Here is a 16,083-nt window from a genome sequence, read left to right as displayed (position 1 = left end):
TTCGGTTCGTCCATTTGGTGCAAGTTCGGGTCTTTTGTCAGCTGGGCTGCGAAAGTACGCTTGTCGCGATCGCCGATGTCTCGGTAGGTTGCGGCACGCCGCCCGATCCCGCCCCGAGGAGCGTCACCCGTGAGCAGTCCGCATCCCGTCCTCGCCCGCGTCACCGCCCGGATCGCCGAGCGCAGCGCCGCGACCCGCGCCGCGTACCTGGACCGGATAGCGGACGCCCGCCTGGCCGGGCCCGCGCGCGGCGCGCTCGGCTGTGCCAACCTCGCCCACGGCTTCGCCGCCTGCTCGCCCGGCGACAAGCTGCTGCTGCGCGGCGCGGCCACCCCGAACATCGCGATCGTGTCCGCCTACAACGACATGCTGTCGGCGCACCAGCCGCTCAAGGACTACCCCGACCGGCTCAAGGCCGCGATCGCGGCGGCGGGCGGCACCGCGCAGTTCGCGGGCGGCGTGCCCGCGATGTGCGACGGCATCACCCAGGGCCGCGCGGGCATGGAGCTGTCGCTGTTCAGCCGGGACGTCGTCGCGATGGCCACCGCGATCGCGCTGTCGCACGACATGTTCGACGGGGCGCTGCTGCTCGGCGTCTGCGACAAGATCGTCCCCGGGCTGGTGATCGGGGCGCTGAGCTTCGGGCACCTGCCCGCGATCCTCGTCCCGGCCGGGCCGATGGCGTCCGGGCTGCCGAACGCCGAGAAGGCCGCCGTCCGCAAGCGCCACGCCGCCGGGGAGATCGGCCGCGACGAGCTGCTCGCCGCCGAGGCCAAGTCGTACCACTCGCCGGGCACCTGCACGTTCTACGGCACCGCGAACTCCAACCAGCTCCTCATGGAGGTCATGGGCCTGCACCTGCCGGGCGCGAGCTTCGTCCCGCCGGGCACCCCGCTGCGCGACGCGCTCACCGACGCCGCCGGGCGCCGCGTCCTGGAGCTGACCGCGCTCGGCGACGCCTACACGCCGGTCGGGGAGCTGCTGGACGAGCGGGCGTTCGCCAACGCCGTCGTCGCGCTGCTGGCCACCGGCGGGTCCACCAACCACACGCTGCACCTGGTCGCGATGGCCGCCGCCGCGGGCCTGGAGCTGACCTGGGACGACTTCGACGAGCTGTCCCGCGTCACGCCGCTGCTCACCCGGCTCTACCCCAACGGCACCGCCGACGTGAACCACTTCCACGCCGCGGGCGGAACGGCGTTCCTCATCGGCGAGCTGATCGACGCGGGCCTGCTGCACGCCGACGCCCGCACGGTCGGCGGCGCGACGCTGGAGGACTACCGCTCCGTCCCCGCGCTGGACGGCGACGCCCTCGCCTACACGCCCGTCCCCGCCGAGTCCGGCGACCCGGCCGTGCTGCGTCCCGTCGCCGACCCGTTCGACGAGCACGGCGGCCTGCACACCGTGACCGGCAACCTCGGCCGCGCGGTCGTCAAGGTGTCGGCGGTCGCGGCCGAGCGCCGCGTCGTGGAGGCGCCCGCCCGCGTGTTCTCGTCGCAGGACGAGTTGCAGCGCGCGTTCAGGGCGGGCGAGCTGGAGCACGACCTCGTGGCCGTCGTCCGCTTCCAGGGGCCGCACGCCAACGGGATGCCCGAGCTGCACAAGCTCACCCCGCCGCTGGCCGTCCTCCAGGACCGGGGGCACCGCGTCGCGCTCGTCACCGACGGGCGGATGTCGGGGGCGTCCGGCTCGGTGCCCGCCGCGATCCACGTGTCGCCCGAGGCGGCGGCGGGCGGGCCGCTGGCGAAGGTCCGCGACGGCGACGTCGTCCGGCTCGACGCCGACAAGGGCCTGCTCGAAGTGCTCGTCCCCGACGACGAACTGGCCGCCCGGGAGCCCGCCGGGGGCGCTCCCGGGCCGGCGGCCGGCACCGGGCGCGAGCTGTTCGCCGCGTTCCGCGCCGCGGTCGGCCCCGCCGAGCTGGGCGGGGCGACGTTCCGGTGACGCGCCCCTGGCTGGTCGCCGACATCGGCGGCACCAACGCCCGCTTCGCGCTGCTGGACGGCCCCGGCGCCCCGCCCGAGCGCCTCGCCGTCCTGCCCACCGCCGGGCACGCCGGGCTCGCCGAGACCGCCGCCGCCTACCTGCAGCGGCACGCGTCCGGGGTCCGGCCCGCCGCCGCGTGCCTGGCCGTCGCGGGTCCCGTCGCGGGCGGACGGTTCCGGCTCACCAACGCGGGCTGGCCCGCCGACACCGCCGAAGGCGTCGCCGTCCGGCTCGGCATCCCGCACGTGGACGTCATCAACGACTTCGAGGCCCTCGCCCGCGCGCTGCCCGTCCTCGGGCCGTCCGACGTGACGGACATCGGCCCGCCGGTCCCGTCCGGCGACGGGCCGCTCGCCGTCGTCGGCCCCGGCACCGGGCTCGGCACGGCGGGCCTCGTGCGCACGCCGTCCGGCTGGGTGCCGCTGCCCGGCGAGGGCGGCCAGGTCGACGCGCCCGCCGCCACCGACCGCGAGATCGAGGTCGTGCGGCTGCTGCGCGCCGAGCACGGGTCGGGCGCCGCCGAGCTGCTGCTGTCCGGTAACGGACTCGCCCGCCTGTACCGGTATCTGGCGGTGCTCGACGGCGACCCGGCCCGTCCGCTCACCGCCGCGCACATCTGCGCGCGCGAGGACGACCCGCGCTGCGCGGAGGCCGTCGCGACGTTCTGCGCGCTGCTCGGCTCGTACGCGGGCAACGTCGCGCTGACGCTCGGCGCGCGCGGCGGCGTCTACCTCGGCGGCGGCATCCTGCCGCGCATCGCCGGGGCGCTGCGCGCGTCCGCGTTCCGGACGCGGTTCGAGGCCAAGCCGCCGGTCGGCGACTACGTGGCCGCGATCCCGACCCGGCTGATCGTCCATCCCGGCCCGGCGCTCGCCGGGGCCGCCGCCAAACTCGCCCTGGAGGCCGCGTGAACGCCGACTCTCTGCTCGACCTCGCCCCGGTGGTGCCGGTGGTCGTCCTGGACGACGCGGACGCCGCCGTCCCGCTCGCCCGCGCCCTCGTGGCGGGCGGCCTGCCGGTGATCGAGCTGACGCTGCGCACGCCCGCCGCGCTGCCCGCGATCGAGCGCGTCGCCGCCGAGGTCCCGGACGCGGTCGTCGGCGCGGGCACCGTCGTGCGCCGCGCGGACGCCGAGCAGGCCGCCAAGGCGGGCGCCCGGTTCCTCGTCAGCCCCGGCTGCACGCCCGCGCTGCGCGCCGCGATGGCCGACACCGGCGTGCCGTTCCTGCCGGGCGTCGCGACGGCGTCCGAGGCCCTGGCCCTGCTCGAAGAGGGCGTGACGGCCCTGAAGTTCTTCCCCGCCGAGGCGGCGGGCGGCATTCCGTACCTCAAGGCGCTCGGCGGCCCGCTGCCCCAGGTCCGGTTCTGCCCGACCGGCGGCGTGACGGTCGCGAACGCGCCCGGCTACCTCGCGCTGCCGAACGTCGGCTGCGTCGGCGGGACGTGGCTGACGCCGCGCGACGCGATCGCCGCCGGGGACTGGGCGCGGATCGAGGAGCTGGCCCGGGCCGCCGCCGCGCTCCGCTGACGGTCACCGGGACGTTCCCCCGCGGAGGGGTTGTGTTCTCCGGCGCGACGTCTACCGTGGTCGGCGTGCCCTTCCGTCGTACGGGCGGGACCCCGCCCGCTTCGTCCGCACCGTCCGTCCCCCGGGTCCGGGTGGCCGCGCGCGACCCGGCGGTCGCCGGACGGCTGGCCGCTGCGCTGACCGATGCCGGGCTGGCCGAAACGTCCGACGAGCCGCCCGACGTCGTCCTGCTCGACCTCGGGCCGCCCCGCGAGGGGCTGGCCGTGCTCGCCGGGCTGCTCGGCCGGGAGCGGGCGCCCGCCGTGCTCGTGCTGACGGGCGAGCGGCCCGACCGGCACGTCCTGCGGGCGCTGCGCGCGGGCGCGCGCGGGTTCGTGCCCGGTGCGCTCACCGGGGCCGCGCTCGCCGACGCGGTCCGCGCGGCGGCGGTCGGACGGATCGTGCTCGGTCCCGGCGAGCCGCCCGGCCCGGCCGCGCTCGGCCGGGTGCGGGCGCTGTCGGAGGCGGACGCCGCCGTGCTCGCCTGTCTCGGGGAGGGCCTGTCCGATCGGCAGATCGCGCGGTGCCTGCGGCTGCGGCGCGGATCCGCCGACCGGGACGTCGCCCGCGTCGTCGGCCGGCTCGGGTGCGCCGACCGGGTCGAGGCGGGGCTGCTCGCCTTCGCGGCGGGGCTCTAGACCCGCTGCGAGCCGTGGTGCCGCCGGGCGTGGGCGAACGCGCGTCCCGTCCAGGCCACCAGCGCGAGCGTGAACACGGCGGCGAACGCCGTGCCGATCCCGGCCGTCCACAGCAGCGCGGTGAACACCAGCGCCATGACGGGGAACATCACGCGCCGTCGCCCGTGCGGGTGCCCGTGCCGCATGCCCCGGTGCAGGTCGCGCTGCGCCCGCGCCTGCGCGCGCATGGCCTGCCGCATCGCGTGCTGCATCTCGCGTCCGGCCAGCGGCCCCCACGGGAACGCGGGGAACTCCGGCTCGGGCAGGCCGTTCGGCTCGGGCAGGTCCGCGACGATGCGCCGCAGGTCCCCGGTGGTCCTGGCGGAGAGGACGCCGTCCAGCCGCTCGTCCAGCTCCTCGCGGTCCAGCCGGCCCTGCACGAAGTGGTCGTGCAGGGCCGTCGCGACGGCGTCGCGCTCGGCGTCCCCGATGCGCAGGTCGTCGGTGCTCACGGGTGCTCCTCCGGGTCCGCGGCGGGGGCGTCGGGGGTGCCGTCGGCGGGGGCGTCCCCGGCGAGGATGCGGTAGAGGTCGCGGCGCGCGTCGGCGAGCACCGCGCCCGCCCGCGCCACCTGGTCCGGCGAGCCCGACCGGACGACCTGCATGACCGCCGCGCCCGTCTGCGCGGCCTCCTTGAACAGGTCCGGGACGTTCTCCCCGAACGCGGGCGTCATCGCCGCCCACGGCTCGGCCAGTTCGTCGGCGTGCTCGGCGGCGTGGGCGCGGCCCGCGTCGGTGAGCCGGAAGGTGCGGCGTCCGCCCTCCTCCTCGCCCTCGATCAGGCCCTCGTCGGCGAGCTGCTGGAGCGCCGGGTAGACGGCGCCGGGGCTCGGCCGCCAGCCGCCGCCGCTGCGCTCCTCGATCTCCTGGATGATCTGGTAGCCGTTGCGGGGCTCCTCGGCGAGCAGGCTGAGGATCGCCGCCCGGACGTTCCCGCGCGGGGCCTTGGACGGACGTCCGCCCCCGAACCCGCCGAAGCCGAACGGGCCGCCGACCCCGATCCCGAAGCCGCCCTCGTGGGCCCCGGGTCCGTGGACGTGGCCGTGCAGGTGCCGGGCCGCCTTGGCGCCGAGGGCGAACGCGCCCAGGGCCTGCCACGGGTCGGGACCGGCGCCGCGGGATCCGCGCATCGTCGTCTCCTTCTCTCGATCCGTCTGTGAGCCTTCGCGATACAGTAACGATATATCGACAGCGCTCGGAACGGAAGAGGAGTTCCCGGGATCCCCGCCCCACCGGGTAACTTGATGTCGAGATAAATCAGAGATAGCTTGACGTCAAGAGAATTCCTGCGGAAGTTAGGCGGACCCGGGTCATGTCCGGGACCGCGACTACGGCAGGATGCAGGGAAGAGACGAGGCCCTGCGGCCGAGGCCCGGAGGAACGCCCCCCGGGACCCGGGCCGCTCGCGGGGTCGCCACAGCCAGAGATTGCGCCGCGCCGTCGTGTCCCGGACCGGACCGCGCGGTGGTGACGGAGGAGGAGTCCGTGTCCGCGAACAGCTTCGGCAGCCGTAGCACGCTGCAGGTGGGCGACAGGTCCTACGAGATCTTCCGGCTGGACGCCGTCGAGGGCTCGGCCAGGCTCCCGTACAGCCTCAAGGTCCTGCTGGAGAACCTGCTGCGCACCGAGGACGGTGCCAACGTCACCGCCGACCACATCCGCGCGCTCGCCGGGTGGGACGCCTCCGCCCAGCCGAGCCGCGAGATCCAGTTCACCCCGGCCCGCGTGATCATGCAGGACTTCACCGGCGTGCCGTGCGTGGTCGACCTCGCCACGATGCGCGAGGCCGTCCGCGACCTCGGCGGCGACCCGACGAAGATCAACCCGCTGGCGCCCGCCGAGATGGTCATCGACCACTCCGTCATCGTCGACTACTTCGGCACGCCGGACGCGTTCGAGCGCAACGTCCAGGTCGAGTACGAGCGCAACAAGGAGCGCTACCAGTTCCTGCGCTGGGGCCAGACCGCGTTCGACGAGTTCAAGGTTGTCCCGCCCGGCACCGGCATCGTCCACCAGGTGAACATCGAGCACCTGGCGCGCGTCGTGTTCGACCGCGACGGCATCGCCTACCCGGACACGTGCGTCGGCACCGACTCGCACACGACGATGGAGAACGGCATCGGCGTGCTCGGCTGGGGCGTCGGCGGCATCGAGGCCGAGGCCGCGATGCTCGGCCAGCCGATCTCCATGCTCATCCCGCGCGTCGTCGGCTTCAAGCTGACCGGCGAGCTGCCCGCGGGCACCACCGCGACCGACCTCGTCCTCACGATCACCGAGATGCTGCGCCAGCACGGCGTGGTCGGCAAGTTCGTCGAGTTCTACGGCGAGGGCGTCGCCGCGCTGCCGCTGGCCAACCGCGCCACGATCGGCAACATGAGCCCCGAGTTCGGCTCCACCTGCGCGATCTTCCCGATCGACGGCGAGACGCTGTCCTACCTGCGCCTCACCGGCCGCGGCGAGGAGCAGATCGCGCTGGTCGAGGCGTACGCCAAGGAGCAGGGCCTCTGGCTGGAGCCGTCCGCCGAGCCGGAGTTCTCCGAGTACCTGGAGCTGGACCTCGCGACGGTCGTCCCGTCGCTGGCCGGGCCGAAGCGCCCGCAGGACCGCATCGCGGTGTCGGACGCCAAGGCCACCTGGCGCCGCGACGTCCGCAACTACGTCACGACCGGCTTCGGCCCGGCGGACGAGGCCAGCGACGAGTCCTTCCCCGCGTCGGACTCGCCCGCCAACAGCCAGACCAGTCCGGCCGACCGGCCGCGCGCCGCCGCCGCGACCGTCGGGTCCCGGCCGCACAACCCGGTCACCGTCAAGCTCGGCGACGGCACCGAGTTCGAGCTGGACCACGGCGCGGTCGCCGTCGCGGCCATCACGTCGTGCACCAACACCTCCAACCCGTACGTGATGGTCGGCGCGGGCCTGCTCGCCAAGAAGGCCGTCGAGAAGGGCCTCACCCGCAAGCCGTGGGTGAAGACCTCGCTGGCGCCCGGCTCCCAGGCCGTCACCGACTACCTGGAGCGCGCGGGCCTCACGCCCTACCTCGACAAGATCGGCTACAACCTCGTCGGGTACGGCTGCACGACCTGCATCGGCAACACCGGACCGCTCCAGCCGGAGATCTCCAAGGCGGTCAACGACAACGACCTCGCCGTCACGGCCGTCCTGTCGGGCAACCGCAACTTCGAGGGCCGCATCAGCCCCGACGTGAAGATGAACTACCTGGCGTCCCCGCCGCTGGTCATCGCCTACGCGCTGGCCGGGACGATGGACATCGACATCCTCAACGACCCGATCGCCGAGGGCGCCGACGGCCCGGTGTACCTGCGCGACCTCTGGCCCGCGCCGGAGGAGGTCGCCGAGATCGTCACCTCGTCCATCGGCCAGGACATGTTCACGAAGAACTACGCCGACGTGTTCAAGGGCGACGAGCGCTGGCGCGGCCTCGACATCCCGACCGGCGGGACGTTCGAGTGGGACCCGAACTCCACCTACGTCCGCAAGGCGCCGTACTTCGACGGCATGGCGCACGAGCCGGCCCCGGTCACCGACATCCACGGCGCGCGCGTGCTCGCCAAGCTCGGCGACTCGGTCACCACCGACCACATCTCCCCGGCGGGCTCGATCAAGGTCGGCACCCCGGCCGCGCAGTACCTCCAGGCCAACGGCGTCGAGGTCCGCGACTTCAACTCCTACGGCTCCCGGCGCGGGAACCACGAGGTGATGATCCGCGGCACGTTCGCCAACATCCGGCTGCGCAACCAGCTCCTGGACGGCGTCGAGGGCGGCTTCACCCGCGACTTCACCCAGGACGGCGGGCCGCAGTCCTACATCTACGACGCGGCGCAGAACTACGCCGCGCAGAGCACCCCGCTCGTCGTCCTCGCGGGCAAGGAGTACGGCTCGGGGTCCTCGCGCGACTGGGCCGCCAAGGGCACCGCGCTGCTCGGCGTCCGCGCCGTCATCGCGCAGTCCTACGAGCGCATCCACCGCTCGAACCTCATCGGCATGGGCGTCCTGCCGCTGCAGTTCGCCGCCGGCGAGTCGGCGGAGTCGCTCGGCCTGACGGGCACCGAGACCTTCGACATCGTCGGGGTCGAGAAGCTCAACGAGGGCGGGATCCCCGAGACGGTCACGGTGAAGGCCGACGACAAGGAGTTCACCGCCGTCGTCCGGATCGACACCCCCGGCGAGGCCGACTACTACCGCAACGGCGGGATCATGCAGTACGTCCTGCGGAACCTGCTGCGCAAGTAGCCACCGAACGCCGAAGGGCCGCCCCCCGATCGCGGGGGGCGGCCCTTCCGCCTTCTCAGGACGCGAGCGACAGCCCGCCGTTGACCGCGATGACCTGCCCGGTCGTGAACCCGTTGGTCGCGGCGAACACGACGGCCTCGGCGACGTCCTCGGGACGTCCGATCCGGCCGACCGGCAGTTTGGCGGCGTGCTCGGCGAACATCGCCTCCCGCTGGTCGGCGGGCAGCCCGTCCCACCACGGCGTCGCGACGACGCCGGGGGAGACCGCGTTCACCCGCAGCGGGGCCAGCTCGGTCGCCAGCGGCCCGACCATCGCCTCCAGCGCCCCGTTCACGGCCGCCAGGCCCGCCGTCCCGGCCAGCGCGGCGCGCGCCGACGACGCGGTGATGAACGTGACCGAACCGCGCAACCGGGGCAGGGCCGCCTGAAGGACGCCCAGGTGGAGCCAGAACTTCTCATCGAACGCTCGGCGCAGCCCGGCCAGGTCCAGGTCGGCGAACGGGCCGGCGCCCGCGCCGCCGCTGAGCGCGAGGACCAGGTCGTCGTACTCGGCGTCCCCGGCGAAGAACGCGGTGACGTCGTCGTCGACGGCGGCGTCCAGGCGCCGCGCGGTGATCTTTTCGCCGGCGGTCGCGGCGAGGCGGGCCTCGTCGCGCCCGGTGATGACGACCTCGGCGCCCCGCGCGGCGAACAGCGCGGCGGTGGCCGCGCCGATCCCCGAGCCGCCGCCCATGATCAGTACGCGTCGTGCGGTCATCGGATCCCCCTTTGTCAAGACTTAGCGTCTCGACAAGTATTCACCGAGACTTCTGGTCTCGTCAATTAGGATCTCCGCATGGAGAAGGACGCGGAGCGCCGTCCGCACACCGGCCGGCGCCGCAACGAGGCCGCCCGGCGCGCCATCCTCGACGTCGCGGTCGACCAGCTCGGGCGGTCCGGCGGCGGCCCGGTGACGGTCGACACCATCGCCGCCGCCGCCGGGGTCGGGCGGCAGACGATCTACCGGTGGTGGCCGTCCAAGGGCGCGATGCTGCTGGAGGCCCTGGCCGAGCGCGCGGCGGCCGAGGTCCCCGCGCCCGCCACCGGGACGCTCGCCGGCGACCTCGCCGCGTTCGTCCGCGCGACGTTCCGCGCGGCCGGGCCGGACGGCACCCGGGCGGCGCTGCGCGCGACGATGGCCGAGGCGCAGCGCGACCCCGCCGCCCGCGCGCTGATGGAGGAGTTCGTCGCGCGCCGCCGCCGGGCGCTGCGGGACGTCCTGGTCGCCGCCCGGGACGAGATCGGGCCGGACGCCGACCTCGACCTCGCCGTCGACCAGGTCTTCGGCGTCCTGTGGTACCGCTGCCTGGTCGGTAGCGCGCCGCTGGACGACCCGGTGGCCGACCGGCTCGCGGCCGGGCTCGTCCGCCAGCTTCGCGGGGCGGCGGACGGGTAGGGGCGGAATAACCGGTCCGGTTCCGGAGATTGGATCCAGGTATGGCAGACCTGAAAACCATAGGATCCCTGAACGTCTTCCCGCTCGCGCTCGGCGGCAACGTGTTCGGCTGGACGGCCGACCGCGCGACGTCCTTCGCCGTGCTGGACGGCTATGTCGCGGGCGGCGGCAACTTCGTGGACACCGCCGACGTCTACAGCGCGTTCGCGCCCGGCAACCGGGGCGGCGAGTCCGAGACGATCATCGGCGAGTGGCTGGCGGCGCGCGGCAACCGCGACGACGTGGTCATCGCGACCAAGGTCGGTCGGCACCCCGACTTCATGGGGCTGAAGCCCGAGACGCTGAAGGCCGCCGCCGACGCCTCGCTGCGGCGCCTCGGGACCGACCGGATCGACCTGCTCTACACGCACTTCGACGACCCGGACGTGCCGGTGGAGGAGATCGTCACGGCGCTGGACGACCTCGTCCGGGCCGGGAAGGTCCGCGAGATCGCCGCGTCCAACATCGAGCCGGACCGGCTGGCCGCGTCCGTCGCGTTCAGCGAGGCCGAGGGCAGGGCCCGCTACGTCGCGCTCCAGCCGCACTACAACCTCGTCGAGCGCGACGCCTACGAGGGGCCGCCGCTGGACACCGCCGCCCGGCTCGGGCTCGTGTCGCTGCCCTACTTCGCGCTGGCGGCGGGGTTCCTGACGGGCAAGTACCGTCCGGGCCAGACCGTGGACAGCGCCCGCGCGGGCCGCGCCGCCCAGTACCTGGAGACTGAGCGCGGGCCGAAGGTGCTCGCGGCGCTGGACGCCATCGCCCGGGAGCGGGACGTCCCGGTCCCGTCGATCGCGCTGGCGTGGCTGGCGACGCGGCCGACCGTCGTGGCGCCGATCGCGTCCGCGCGGACGGTCGAGCAGCTCGGCCCGCTGCTCGCGTTCCCGGAGATCGAGCTGACGGCGGAGGAGGTGGACGCGCTCACCGCGGCGTCCGCCTGATCCCTGTCCATCTGGTCGGTAAGCCGAGGGTGTACTGTCCTGCGGCGTTATGCCGACTCTGGAATTCCTGCTGGTGGGCGGCCTGGCCGCGCTGCTCGGCGCGATCGTGCAGAGCAGCGTCGGCCTCGGCGTCGGCCTGGTCGCGACGCCGGTGGTGACGCTCGTCTTCCCGGACCTGATGCCGGGCGCGATCCTCGTCGCGGCGGTGTTCCTGCCGCTCGCGACCCTGACCCGCGAGGTCCGGCACGCCGACCTGCGCGGTCTCCGCTGGGCGTTCGCCGGGCGCGCCGCCGGGACGCCGCTCGGCGTCTGGGTGGTCGCGGCGGTGCCGGACCGGGCGCTGGAGGCGATGATCGGCGGGGTCGTCCTCGCCGCGCTCGCCGCGACGCTGTGGACGGCGACCGTCCCGCGCAACCCCGGCACGCTCGGCGCCGCCGGGCTCGTCGCGGGCGCGACCGGGACGGCGTCCGGGATCGGCGGGCCGCCCATCGCGCTGCTCTACCAGCGCGACAGCGGGCCGCGCGTCCGCGCCACGCTCGCGGTGTTCTTCACGGTCGGCGCGCTCGTCTCGCTGCTCACGCTCGGCGCGGTCGGGCAGCTGCCGGCGCGGCAGGTGACGGCCGGGCTGGCGCTCACGCCGTTCGTGCTCGCCGGGTTCGTGCTCGCCGGGCCCGTCCGGCGGTACCTGGACGCGGGACGGATGCGGATCGCGGTGCTGGTCGTCGTCGGCACGTCGGCGGTGACCTTGATCGTGCGTAGTCTGGCCGGGTGACGCCCCCCACCAAGGCGGAGATCGCCGCCGCGCACGGCCGGTTCGTCCCGGACGTCCTGCCCGCCGCCGGCGAGCCCCTGCACGTCCTGTTCAGCGGCATCAACCCCGGCCTGTACTCGGCCGCGACCGGGCTGCACTTCGCCCGGCCCGGCAACCGCTTCTGGCCCGCCCTGCACCGCTCGGGCTTCACGCCCCGCCAGTTCGCGCCCGCCGAGCAGCACCTGCTGCCCGCGCTCGGCCTCGGCATCACCAACATCGCGCCGCGCGCCACTGCCCGCGCCGACGAGCTGACCGACGACGAGCTGCGCGCGGGCGCCGAACGCCTCGCCGCGCTCGTCGCCGAGCACGCGCCGAACTGGATCGCGATCGCGGGCGTCACGGCCTACCGGACGGCGTTCGGCCGCCCCCGCGCGAAGATCGGCCCGCAGGAGGAGCGCATCGGGAACGCCCGGCTGTGGATCCTGCCGAACCCGAGCGGCCTCAACGCGGGCTGGACGCTGGAGCCGTCGCCCCGCGCGTTCCGGGGCTCGCTCGTCGCCGAGTTCTCCCGGCTGCGCGCCGCCGCCGGCTAGAGGACGCGCGGGACGGCCGCCGCCGCGAGCATCGCCCGGACCTCGGCGACCAGCGTCGCCGTCGGCTCCCAGAGGTCCGTCCGGCCGAGCGCGACGATCGGCCGGGGGAGCGGACGGACGTCCCCGAGCTGCCAGTGGTAGGCGTCGTCGTCGGCCCACGGCCCGCACCGGCAGACGCCGAGCCCCCGCGCCGCGCTGGCGCAGACGCCGGTCAGCTCGGCGACCGCGATGACGGCGCCGATCGTCGCCAGCGGGTCGCGCGGGTCCCAGCCCGCGCCCTGCACGAGCGGCGAGTCGCACGCCTTGAGGTCCACCCGCATGGACGCGTGGACGAGCAGCGGCCCCCGGTACGCGGTCGGCACCGGCTGGTTGGAGACCGGCTTGCCGCCGCGCGCGATGGCGAAGGCCCACGGCTGCTGGACACTGATCGCCTGCACGCGGTCACCTCCGGGGCTGGGCGGGCTTCCGTCGTCGGGCGCTCGGCCGGAAAGGTAGGGCAAAACGCTCCGACCGGCGGGGACGGTGTGTCCGTTGGGAAAGGTCACGTCGGAAAATCACTTCCGAACGGCAAATCATGCATAAGATGATTTCTCACACCTTACGCGTCCCTGGCAAGAGGGCGCACCCCGCCGCCGTCCGCCGGGCGGTGCCGAAAAACCCTTCGCCCCGCCGCTCCCGCCGTCGATTCACCGACGGCCCCGGCCGTCCGCCCGGCGCCCCGGACGGACGGCGCGCGGCCCCCGCTCCTCAGCCCGCGCTCACCACAGCACGGCGGGCGGCAGGCCCTCCGTCCCCGGGTCGGGCCACCGCGCGGGCGGGCCGAGCGGGACGAGTTCGGCCATCTGCAGCCGGTACCACGGCGACGACTCGGGACGGCCGACCAGCGCGACGCACTCGTCCCACGGCCACCACTCGGCGTCCTCCACCTCGTCGGGGTTGGGCCGGACGCCGGTCCCCGCGGTGGTGACGCGGACGACCGGGCAGCGCTCGTACTCGACCGTCCCGTCCTCCGCCACGGCGCGGTAACGGAAGGCGGGAAGAACCGGGGTGATCGTGTCCGGGGTCACCCCCAGCTCCTCGCCGAGCCGCCGGGCGACCGCCGCGCGCAGCCGCTCGCCGGGCGCGGGGTGGCCGCAGCAGCTCCCGGTCCAGACGCCGGGGAAGGTCTTCTTGCCGAGCGCCCGCCGCGTGATGAGGACGCGGCCCGCCGGGTCGGTCACGTAGGCCGAGAACGCCAGATGGTACGGCGTCTCCTGATGGTGACTCGCGAGCTTGGGAGCGGTTCCGACCGCTTCGTCCGCCTCGTTCAGCAGAACGATTTCTTCTACATCCATATGCGTTCCCCGACCTCATCGTTGTTATGCGGATGATGTGTGGTGATCCCGGCGGCCCAGTGGCCAGGGACACCGCGCGGACGTGACCGGACTAAACTCGAAACGGCCCGACGAACAGAGGCCGACGAGGCCCTGCTGGAGGAGTTGAAACGCGTGACCCTGCTGGAGTCGATCAAAGGTCCGCGCGACCTCAAACGACTGGACGCCACGCAACTGCCTCATCTCGCGGCGGAGATACGGGAGGCCCTGGTGAGCGCCGTCGCCAGGACCGGCGGCCACCTCGGACCCAACCTCGGGGTCGTCGAGCTGACGATCGCCCTGCACCGCGTCTTCTCCTCGCCGCACGACAAGATCCTTTTCGATACCGGTCACCAGGCCTACGTTCACAAGATGCTGACCGGCCGCCACGACTTCACGGACCTCCGTCGGCGCGGCGGCCTTTCGGGTTATCCGAGCCGGGCCGAGTCCGAGCACGACCTGATCGAGAACTCCCACGCCTCGACCGCGCTGTCCTACGCCGACGGCCTTGCCAAAGCGTTCCAGCTCCGCGGCGAGACCGACCGGGCCGTGGTCGCCGTCGTCGGCGACGGCGCGCTCACCGGCGGCATGTGCTGGGAGGCGCTGAACAACATCGCGGCGGGCGTGGACCGGCCGGTGATCATCGTCGTCAACGACAACGGCCGCTCCTACTCGCCGACGATCGGCGGGCTCGCCAGCCACCTGGCGGGGCTGCGCGTCACCCGGGGCTACGAGCAGGCCCTGGACCTGATCAAGAAGACCGTCCCGCGCGCGCCGGTCGTCGGGCACGCCGCCTACGAGGCGCTGCACGGCATCAAGAAGGGCCTCAAGGACGTCCTGCAGCCGCAGGCGATGTTCGAGGACCTCGGCATGAAGTACGTCGGCCCGATCGACGGCCACGACGCGGCGGCCGTCGAGGACGCGCTGCGCCGCGCCCGCGACTTCGGCCGGCCGGTGATCGTCCACGCGATCACCCAGAAGGGCCGGGGCTACGCGCCCGCCGAGAACGACACCGAGGACTGCATGCACGGCGGCGGCGCGTTCGACCCCGCCACCGGCCGGTCCGTCAGCAAGGGCGGCGGGCCGTCCTGGACGTCGGTGTTCGGCGCCGAGATGGTGGAAATCGGGGCGGAACGGTCCGATGTCGTCGCGATCACCGCCGCGATGCTGCACCCGGTCGGGCTCGCGCCCTTCGCCGAGGCCTACCCCGACCGCGTGTACGACGTCGGCATCGCCGAGCAGCACGCCGCCACGTCCGCCGCGGGCCTGGCCGCCGGGGGCCTGCACCCGGTCGTCGCGCTGTACGCCACGTTCCTGAACCGCGCGTTCGACCAGGTGCTCATGGACGTCGCGCTGCACCGCCTGCCCGTCACGTTCGCGCTCGACCGCTCCGGCGTGACCGGCGACGACGGCGCCAGCCACAACGGCATGTGGGACCTGTCGATCCTGAACCTCGTGCCCGGCCTGCGGATCGCGGTGCCGCGCGACGGGGCGCGGCTGCGCGAGTTGCTGCGCGAGTGCGTCGCCGTCACCGACGGCCCGACCGCCATCCGGTACCCCAAGGGCGCCGCCGCCGACGACCTGCCCGCGCTGGAGCGGATCGGGGCGCTGGACGTCCTCGCCCGGCACGACGGCACCAACGGGATGCGCGTGCTGCTGGTCGCGGCGGGCGCGATGGCGACGACGGCGGTCGCCGCGGCCGAGCTGATCGCCGCGCAGGGCATCGGCGTCACGGTCGTCGACCCGCGCTGGGTGAAGCCGCTGGACGACGCGCTGGTCGCGCTGGCCGCCGCGCACTCGCTCGTCGCGGTCGTGGAGGACAACGGCCGCACCGGCGCCGTCGGGGACGCGGTGGCGCGGCTGCTGCGCGACCGCGGCAACGACGTGCCCGTCCGGACGTTCGGCATCCCGCAGGAGTTCCTGGACCACGCGTCGCGGGCGCAGATCCTCGCCGACCTCGGGCTGACCCCGCAGGGCCTCGCCCGGGACGTCACCGAGGCCGCCACGCAGCTCGCCGACACCGGGGAGGACAGCGAGCGCGCGTCGGCCGCCCACGAGTGAGCCGGTGCCCCGCGGGACGGACGCGTCCCGCGGGCCGCTCACACGCCCTCGGCGTCGCTGAGCCGCCAGGAGTGGGTGACGGACGCGGCCTCGGTGCCGAGGTCGCGGCCGGAGTACGTCCAGTGGCCGCGCAGCCGCCAGGGGCGTCCCGCGCCGTCCTGGACGAACACCTGCAGCTCGAAGCGGGCGTCGTGGGACCGGATCACCCCGGCCGCGTCGACGGACGCGCGCAGGTCGGGCTCGCCTGCGCACCGCACGCCCATGACGCGCGTGCCGGCGTCCTGGCGCAGCAGGCCCCGGGTCAGGTCGCCGACCAGCACGGCGACATAGTCCGGGCCGAGCCAGCGCAGGTCGGGCAGCGCGGCGGGCGGCGGAAATCCGAGCAGCTCTGGACCGTCGGTCACACGCGCACCGTAGCGCCCTGGTGCGGT

16 protein-coding genes are annotated in these 16,083 nt (G+C 74.5%); 10 read left to right on the top strand and 6 right to left on the bottom strand.

Features of this window, described 5'->3' with window-relative positions; translation table 11 throughout:
- Window positions 1-129 precede the first annotated feature (129 nt).
- The 4 genes from edd (at window position 130) to GQ466_RS20370 (ending at window position 4,191) form a co-directional block, all read left to right on the top strand.
- Window positions 130-1,944, top strand: a complete 1,815-nt coding sequence (gene edd / locus GQ466_RS20385; RefSeq protein ID WP_161104587.1) for a phosphogluconate dehydratase — start codon at window positions 130-132, stop codon at window positions 1,942-1,944.
- A complete protein-coding gene (glk, locus tag GQ466_RS20380; RefSeq protein WP_161104586.1) occupies window positions 1,941-2,897 on the top strand; it encodes a glucokinase in 957 nt (318 codons plus the stop codon). Before edd ends, glk begins: the two co-directional genes overlap by 4 nt.
- Complete coding sequence (eda, locus tag GQ466_RS20375; RefSeq protein ID WP_161104585.1) at window positions 2,894-3,514, top strand: bifunctional 4-hydroxy-2-oxoglutarate aldolase/2-dehydro-3-deoxy-phosphogluconate aldolase; 621 nt, start codon at window positions 2,894-2,896, stop codon at window positions 3,512-3,514. The genes glk and eda overlap by 4 nt, the downstream gene beginning before the upstream one ends.
- Window positions 3,515-3,579: 65 nt before the next feature.
- Window positions 3,580-4,191 (top strand): response regulator transcription factor, encoded by a 612-nt coding sequence (locus tag GQ466_RS20370; RefSeq protein ID WP_161104584.1) that lies wholly within the window; start codon window positions 3,580-3,582, stop codon window positions 4,189-4,191.
- On the opposite strand, the gene GQ466_RS20365 is transcribed toward GQ466_RS20370, so the two are convergent.
- Window positions 4,188-4,682 carry a DUF1707 domain-containing protein gene (locus GQ466_RS20365; protein WP_161104583.1) on the bottom strand — a complete coding sequence of 165 codons (495 nt, stop codon included), beginning with the start codon at window positions 4,680-4,682 and terminating at the stop codon, window positions 4,188-4,190. The two genes, GQ466_RS20370 and GQ466_RS20365, sit on opposite strands and share 4 nt — an antisense overlap.
- Window positions 4,679-5,359, bottom strand: coding sequence for a PadR family transcriptional regulator (locus GQ466_RS20360; protein WP_161104582.1), 681 nt, complete (start codon window positions 5,357-5,359; stop codon window positions 4,679-4,681). Before GQ466_RS20360 ends, GQ466_RS20365 begins: the two co-directional genes overlap by 4 nt.
- A 355-nt stretch (window positions 5,360-5,714) precedes the next feature.
- Here GQ466_RS20360 and acnA point away from each other — a divergent pair, with 355 nt between their 5' ends.
- Window positions 5,715-8,480 carry an aconitate hydratase AcnA gene (gene acnA / locus GQ466_RS20355; RefSeq protein WP_161104581.1) on the top strand — a complete coding sequence of 922 codons (2,766 nt, stop codon included), beginning with the start codon at window positions 5,715-5,717 and terminating at the stop codon, window positions 8,478-8,480.
- 55 nt (window positions 8,481-8,535) lie between these two features.
- On the opposite strand, the gene GQ466_RS20350 is transcribed toward acnA, so the two are convergent.
- On the bottom strand, window positions 8,536-9,237 hold the full coding sequence (locus tag GQ466_RS20350; RefSeq protein ID WP_161104580.1) for an SDR family oxidoreductase: 702 nt from the start codon (window positions 9,235-9,237) through the stop codon (window positions 8,536-8,538).
- A 78-nt stretch (window positions 9,238-9,315) separates the two neighbouring features.
- Here GQ466_RS20350 and GQ466_RS20345 point away from each other — a divergent pair, with 78 nt between their 5' ends.
- From GQ466_RS20345 to GQ466_RS20330, 4 genes are read left to right on the top strand one after another with little or no spacing between them, the layout of a single operon-like run.
- Window positions 9,316-9,915 (top strand): TetR/AcrR family transcriptional regulator, encoded by a 600-nt coding sequence (locus GQ466_RS20345; protein ID WP_161104579.1) that lies wholly within the window; start codon window positions 9,316-9,318, stop codon window positions 9,913-9,915.
- Window positions 9,916-9,956: 41 nt separating this feature from the next.
- On the top strand, window positions 9,957-10,895 hold the full coding sequence (locus GQ466_RS20340) for an aldo/keto reductase (RefSeq protein ID WP_161104578.1): 939 nt from the start codon (window positions 9,957-9,959) through the stop codon (window positions 10,893-10,895).
- Between the two features lie 49 nt (window positions 10,896-10,944).
- Entirely contained in the window at window positions 10,945-11,667 is a 723-nt protein-coding gene (locus GQ466_RS20335) for a sulfite exporter TauE/SafE family protein (RefSeq protein WP_161104577.1), read from the top strand.
- A complete protein-coding gene (locus tag GQ466_RS20330) occupies window positions 11,664-12,239 on the top strand; it encodes a uracil-DNA glycosylase family protein (RefSeq protein ID WP_161104576.1) in 576 nt (191 codons plus the stop codon). Before GQ466_RS20335 ends, GQ466_RS20330 begins: the two co-directional genes overlap by 4 nt.
- On the opposite strand, the gene GQ466_RS20325 is transcribed toward GQ466_RS20330, so the two are convergent.
- Both GQ466_RS20325 and idi read right to left on the bottom strand, forming a co-directional pair.
- The gene (locus GQ466_RS20325) at window positions 12,236-12,676 is read right to left on the bottom strand and encodes an ASCH domain-containing protein (protein WP_161104575.1); all 441 of its coding nucleotides are present in this window, start codon (window positions 12,674-12,676) and stop codon (window positions 12,236-12,238) included. The genes GQ466_RS20330 and GQ466_RS20325 overlap by 4 nt on opposite strands.
- Before the next feature lie 321 nt (window positions 12,677-12,997).
- Window positions 12,998-13,573, bottom strand: a complete 576-nt coding sequence (gene idi / locus GQ466_RS20320) for an isopentenyl-diphosphate Delta-isomerase (RefSeq protein WP_161104574.1) — start codon at window positions 13,571-13,573, stop codon at window positions 12,998-13,000.
- Between the two features lie 153 nt (window positions 13,574-13,726).
- Between idi and dxs the strand changes: the two genes are divergently transcribed.
- A complete protein-coding gene (gene dxs / locus GQ466_RS20315) occupies window positions 13,727-15,652 on the top strand; it encodes a 1-deoxy-D-xylulose-5-phosphate synthase (RefSeq protein WP_161104573.1) in 1,926 nt (641 codons plus the stop codon).
- Between the two features lie 38 nt (window positions 15,653-15,690).
- Here the strand turns inward: dxs and GQ466_RS20310 are convergent, their stop codons facing one another.
- Window positions 15,691-16,056: a hypothetical protein gene (locus tag GQ466_RS20310; protein WP_161104572.1), complete on the bottom strand. Its 366-nt coding sequence runs from the start codon at window positions 16,054-16,056 to the stop codon at window positions 15,691-15,693.
- Window positions 16,057-16,083: the final 27 nt, after the last annotated feature.

The organism is Actinomadura rayongensis (genome assembly GCF_009831215.1).
Classification (GTDB): domain Bacteria; phylum Actinomycetota; class Actinomycetes; order Streptosporangiales; family Streptosporangiaceae; genus Spirillospora; species Spirillospora rayongensis.
Note: the sequence above shows the minus strand (reverse complement) of the source record. Positions and strands in the feature narration are given on the sequence as shown.

Bases quoted from the DNA above. Each gene is read 5' to 3' on its own strand.
- GQ466_RS20360 (WP_161104582.1), bottom strand. From the start codon at position 5,359: ATGCGCGGATCCCGCGGCGCCGGTCCCGACCCGTGGCAGGCCCTGGGC.
- GQ466_RS20350 (WP_161104580.1), bottom strand. From the start codon at position 9,237: ATGACCGCACGACGCGTACTGATCATGGGCGGCGGCTCGGGGATCGGC.
- idi (WP_161104574.1), bottom strand. From the start codon at position 13,573: ATGGATGTAGAAGAAATCGTTCTGCTGAACGAGGCGGACGAAGCGGTC.
- GQ466_RS20340 (WP_161104578.1), top strand. From the start codon at position 9,957: ATGGCAGACCTGAAAACCATAGGATCCCTGAACGTCTTCCCGCTCGCG.
- GQ466_RS20335 (WP_161104577.1), top strand. From the start codon at position 10,945: ATGCCGACTCTGGAATTCCTGCTGGTGGGCGGCCTGGCCGCGCTGCTC.
- GQ466_RS20345 (WP_161104579.1), top strand. From the start codon at position 9,316: ATGGAGAAGGACGCGGAGCGCCGTCCGCACACCGGCCGGCGCCGCAAC.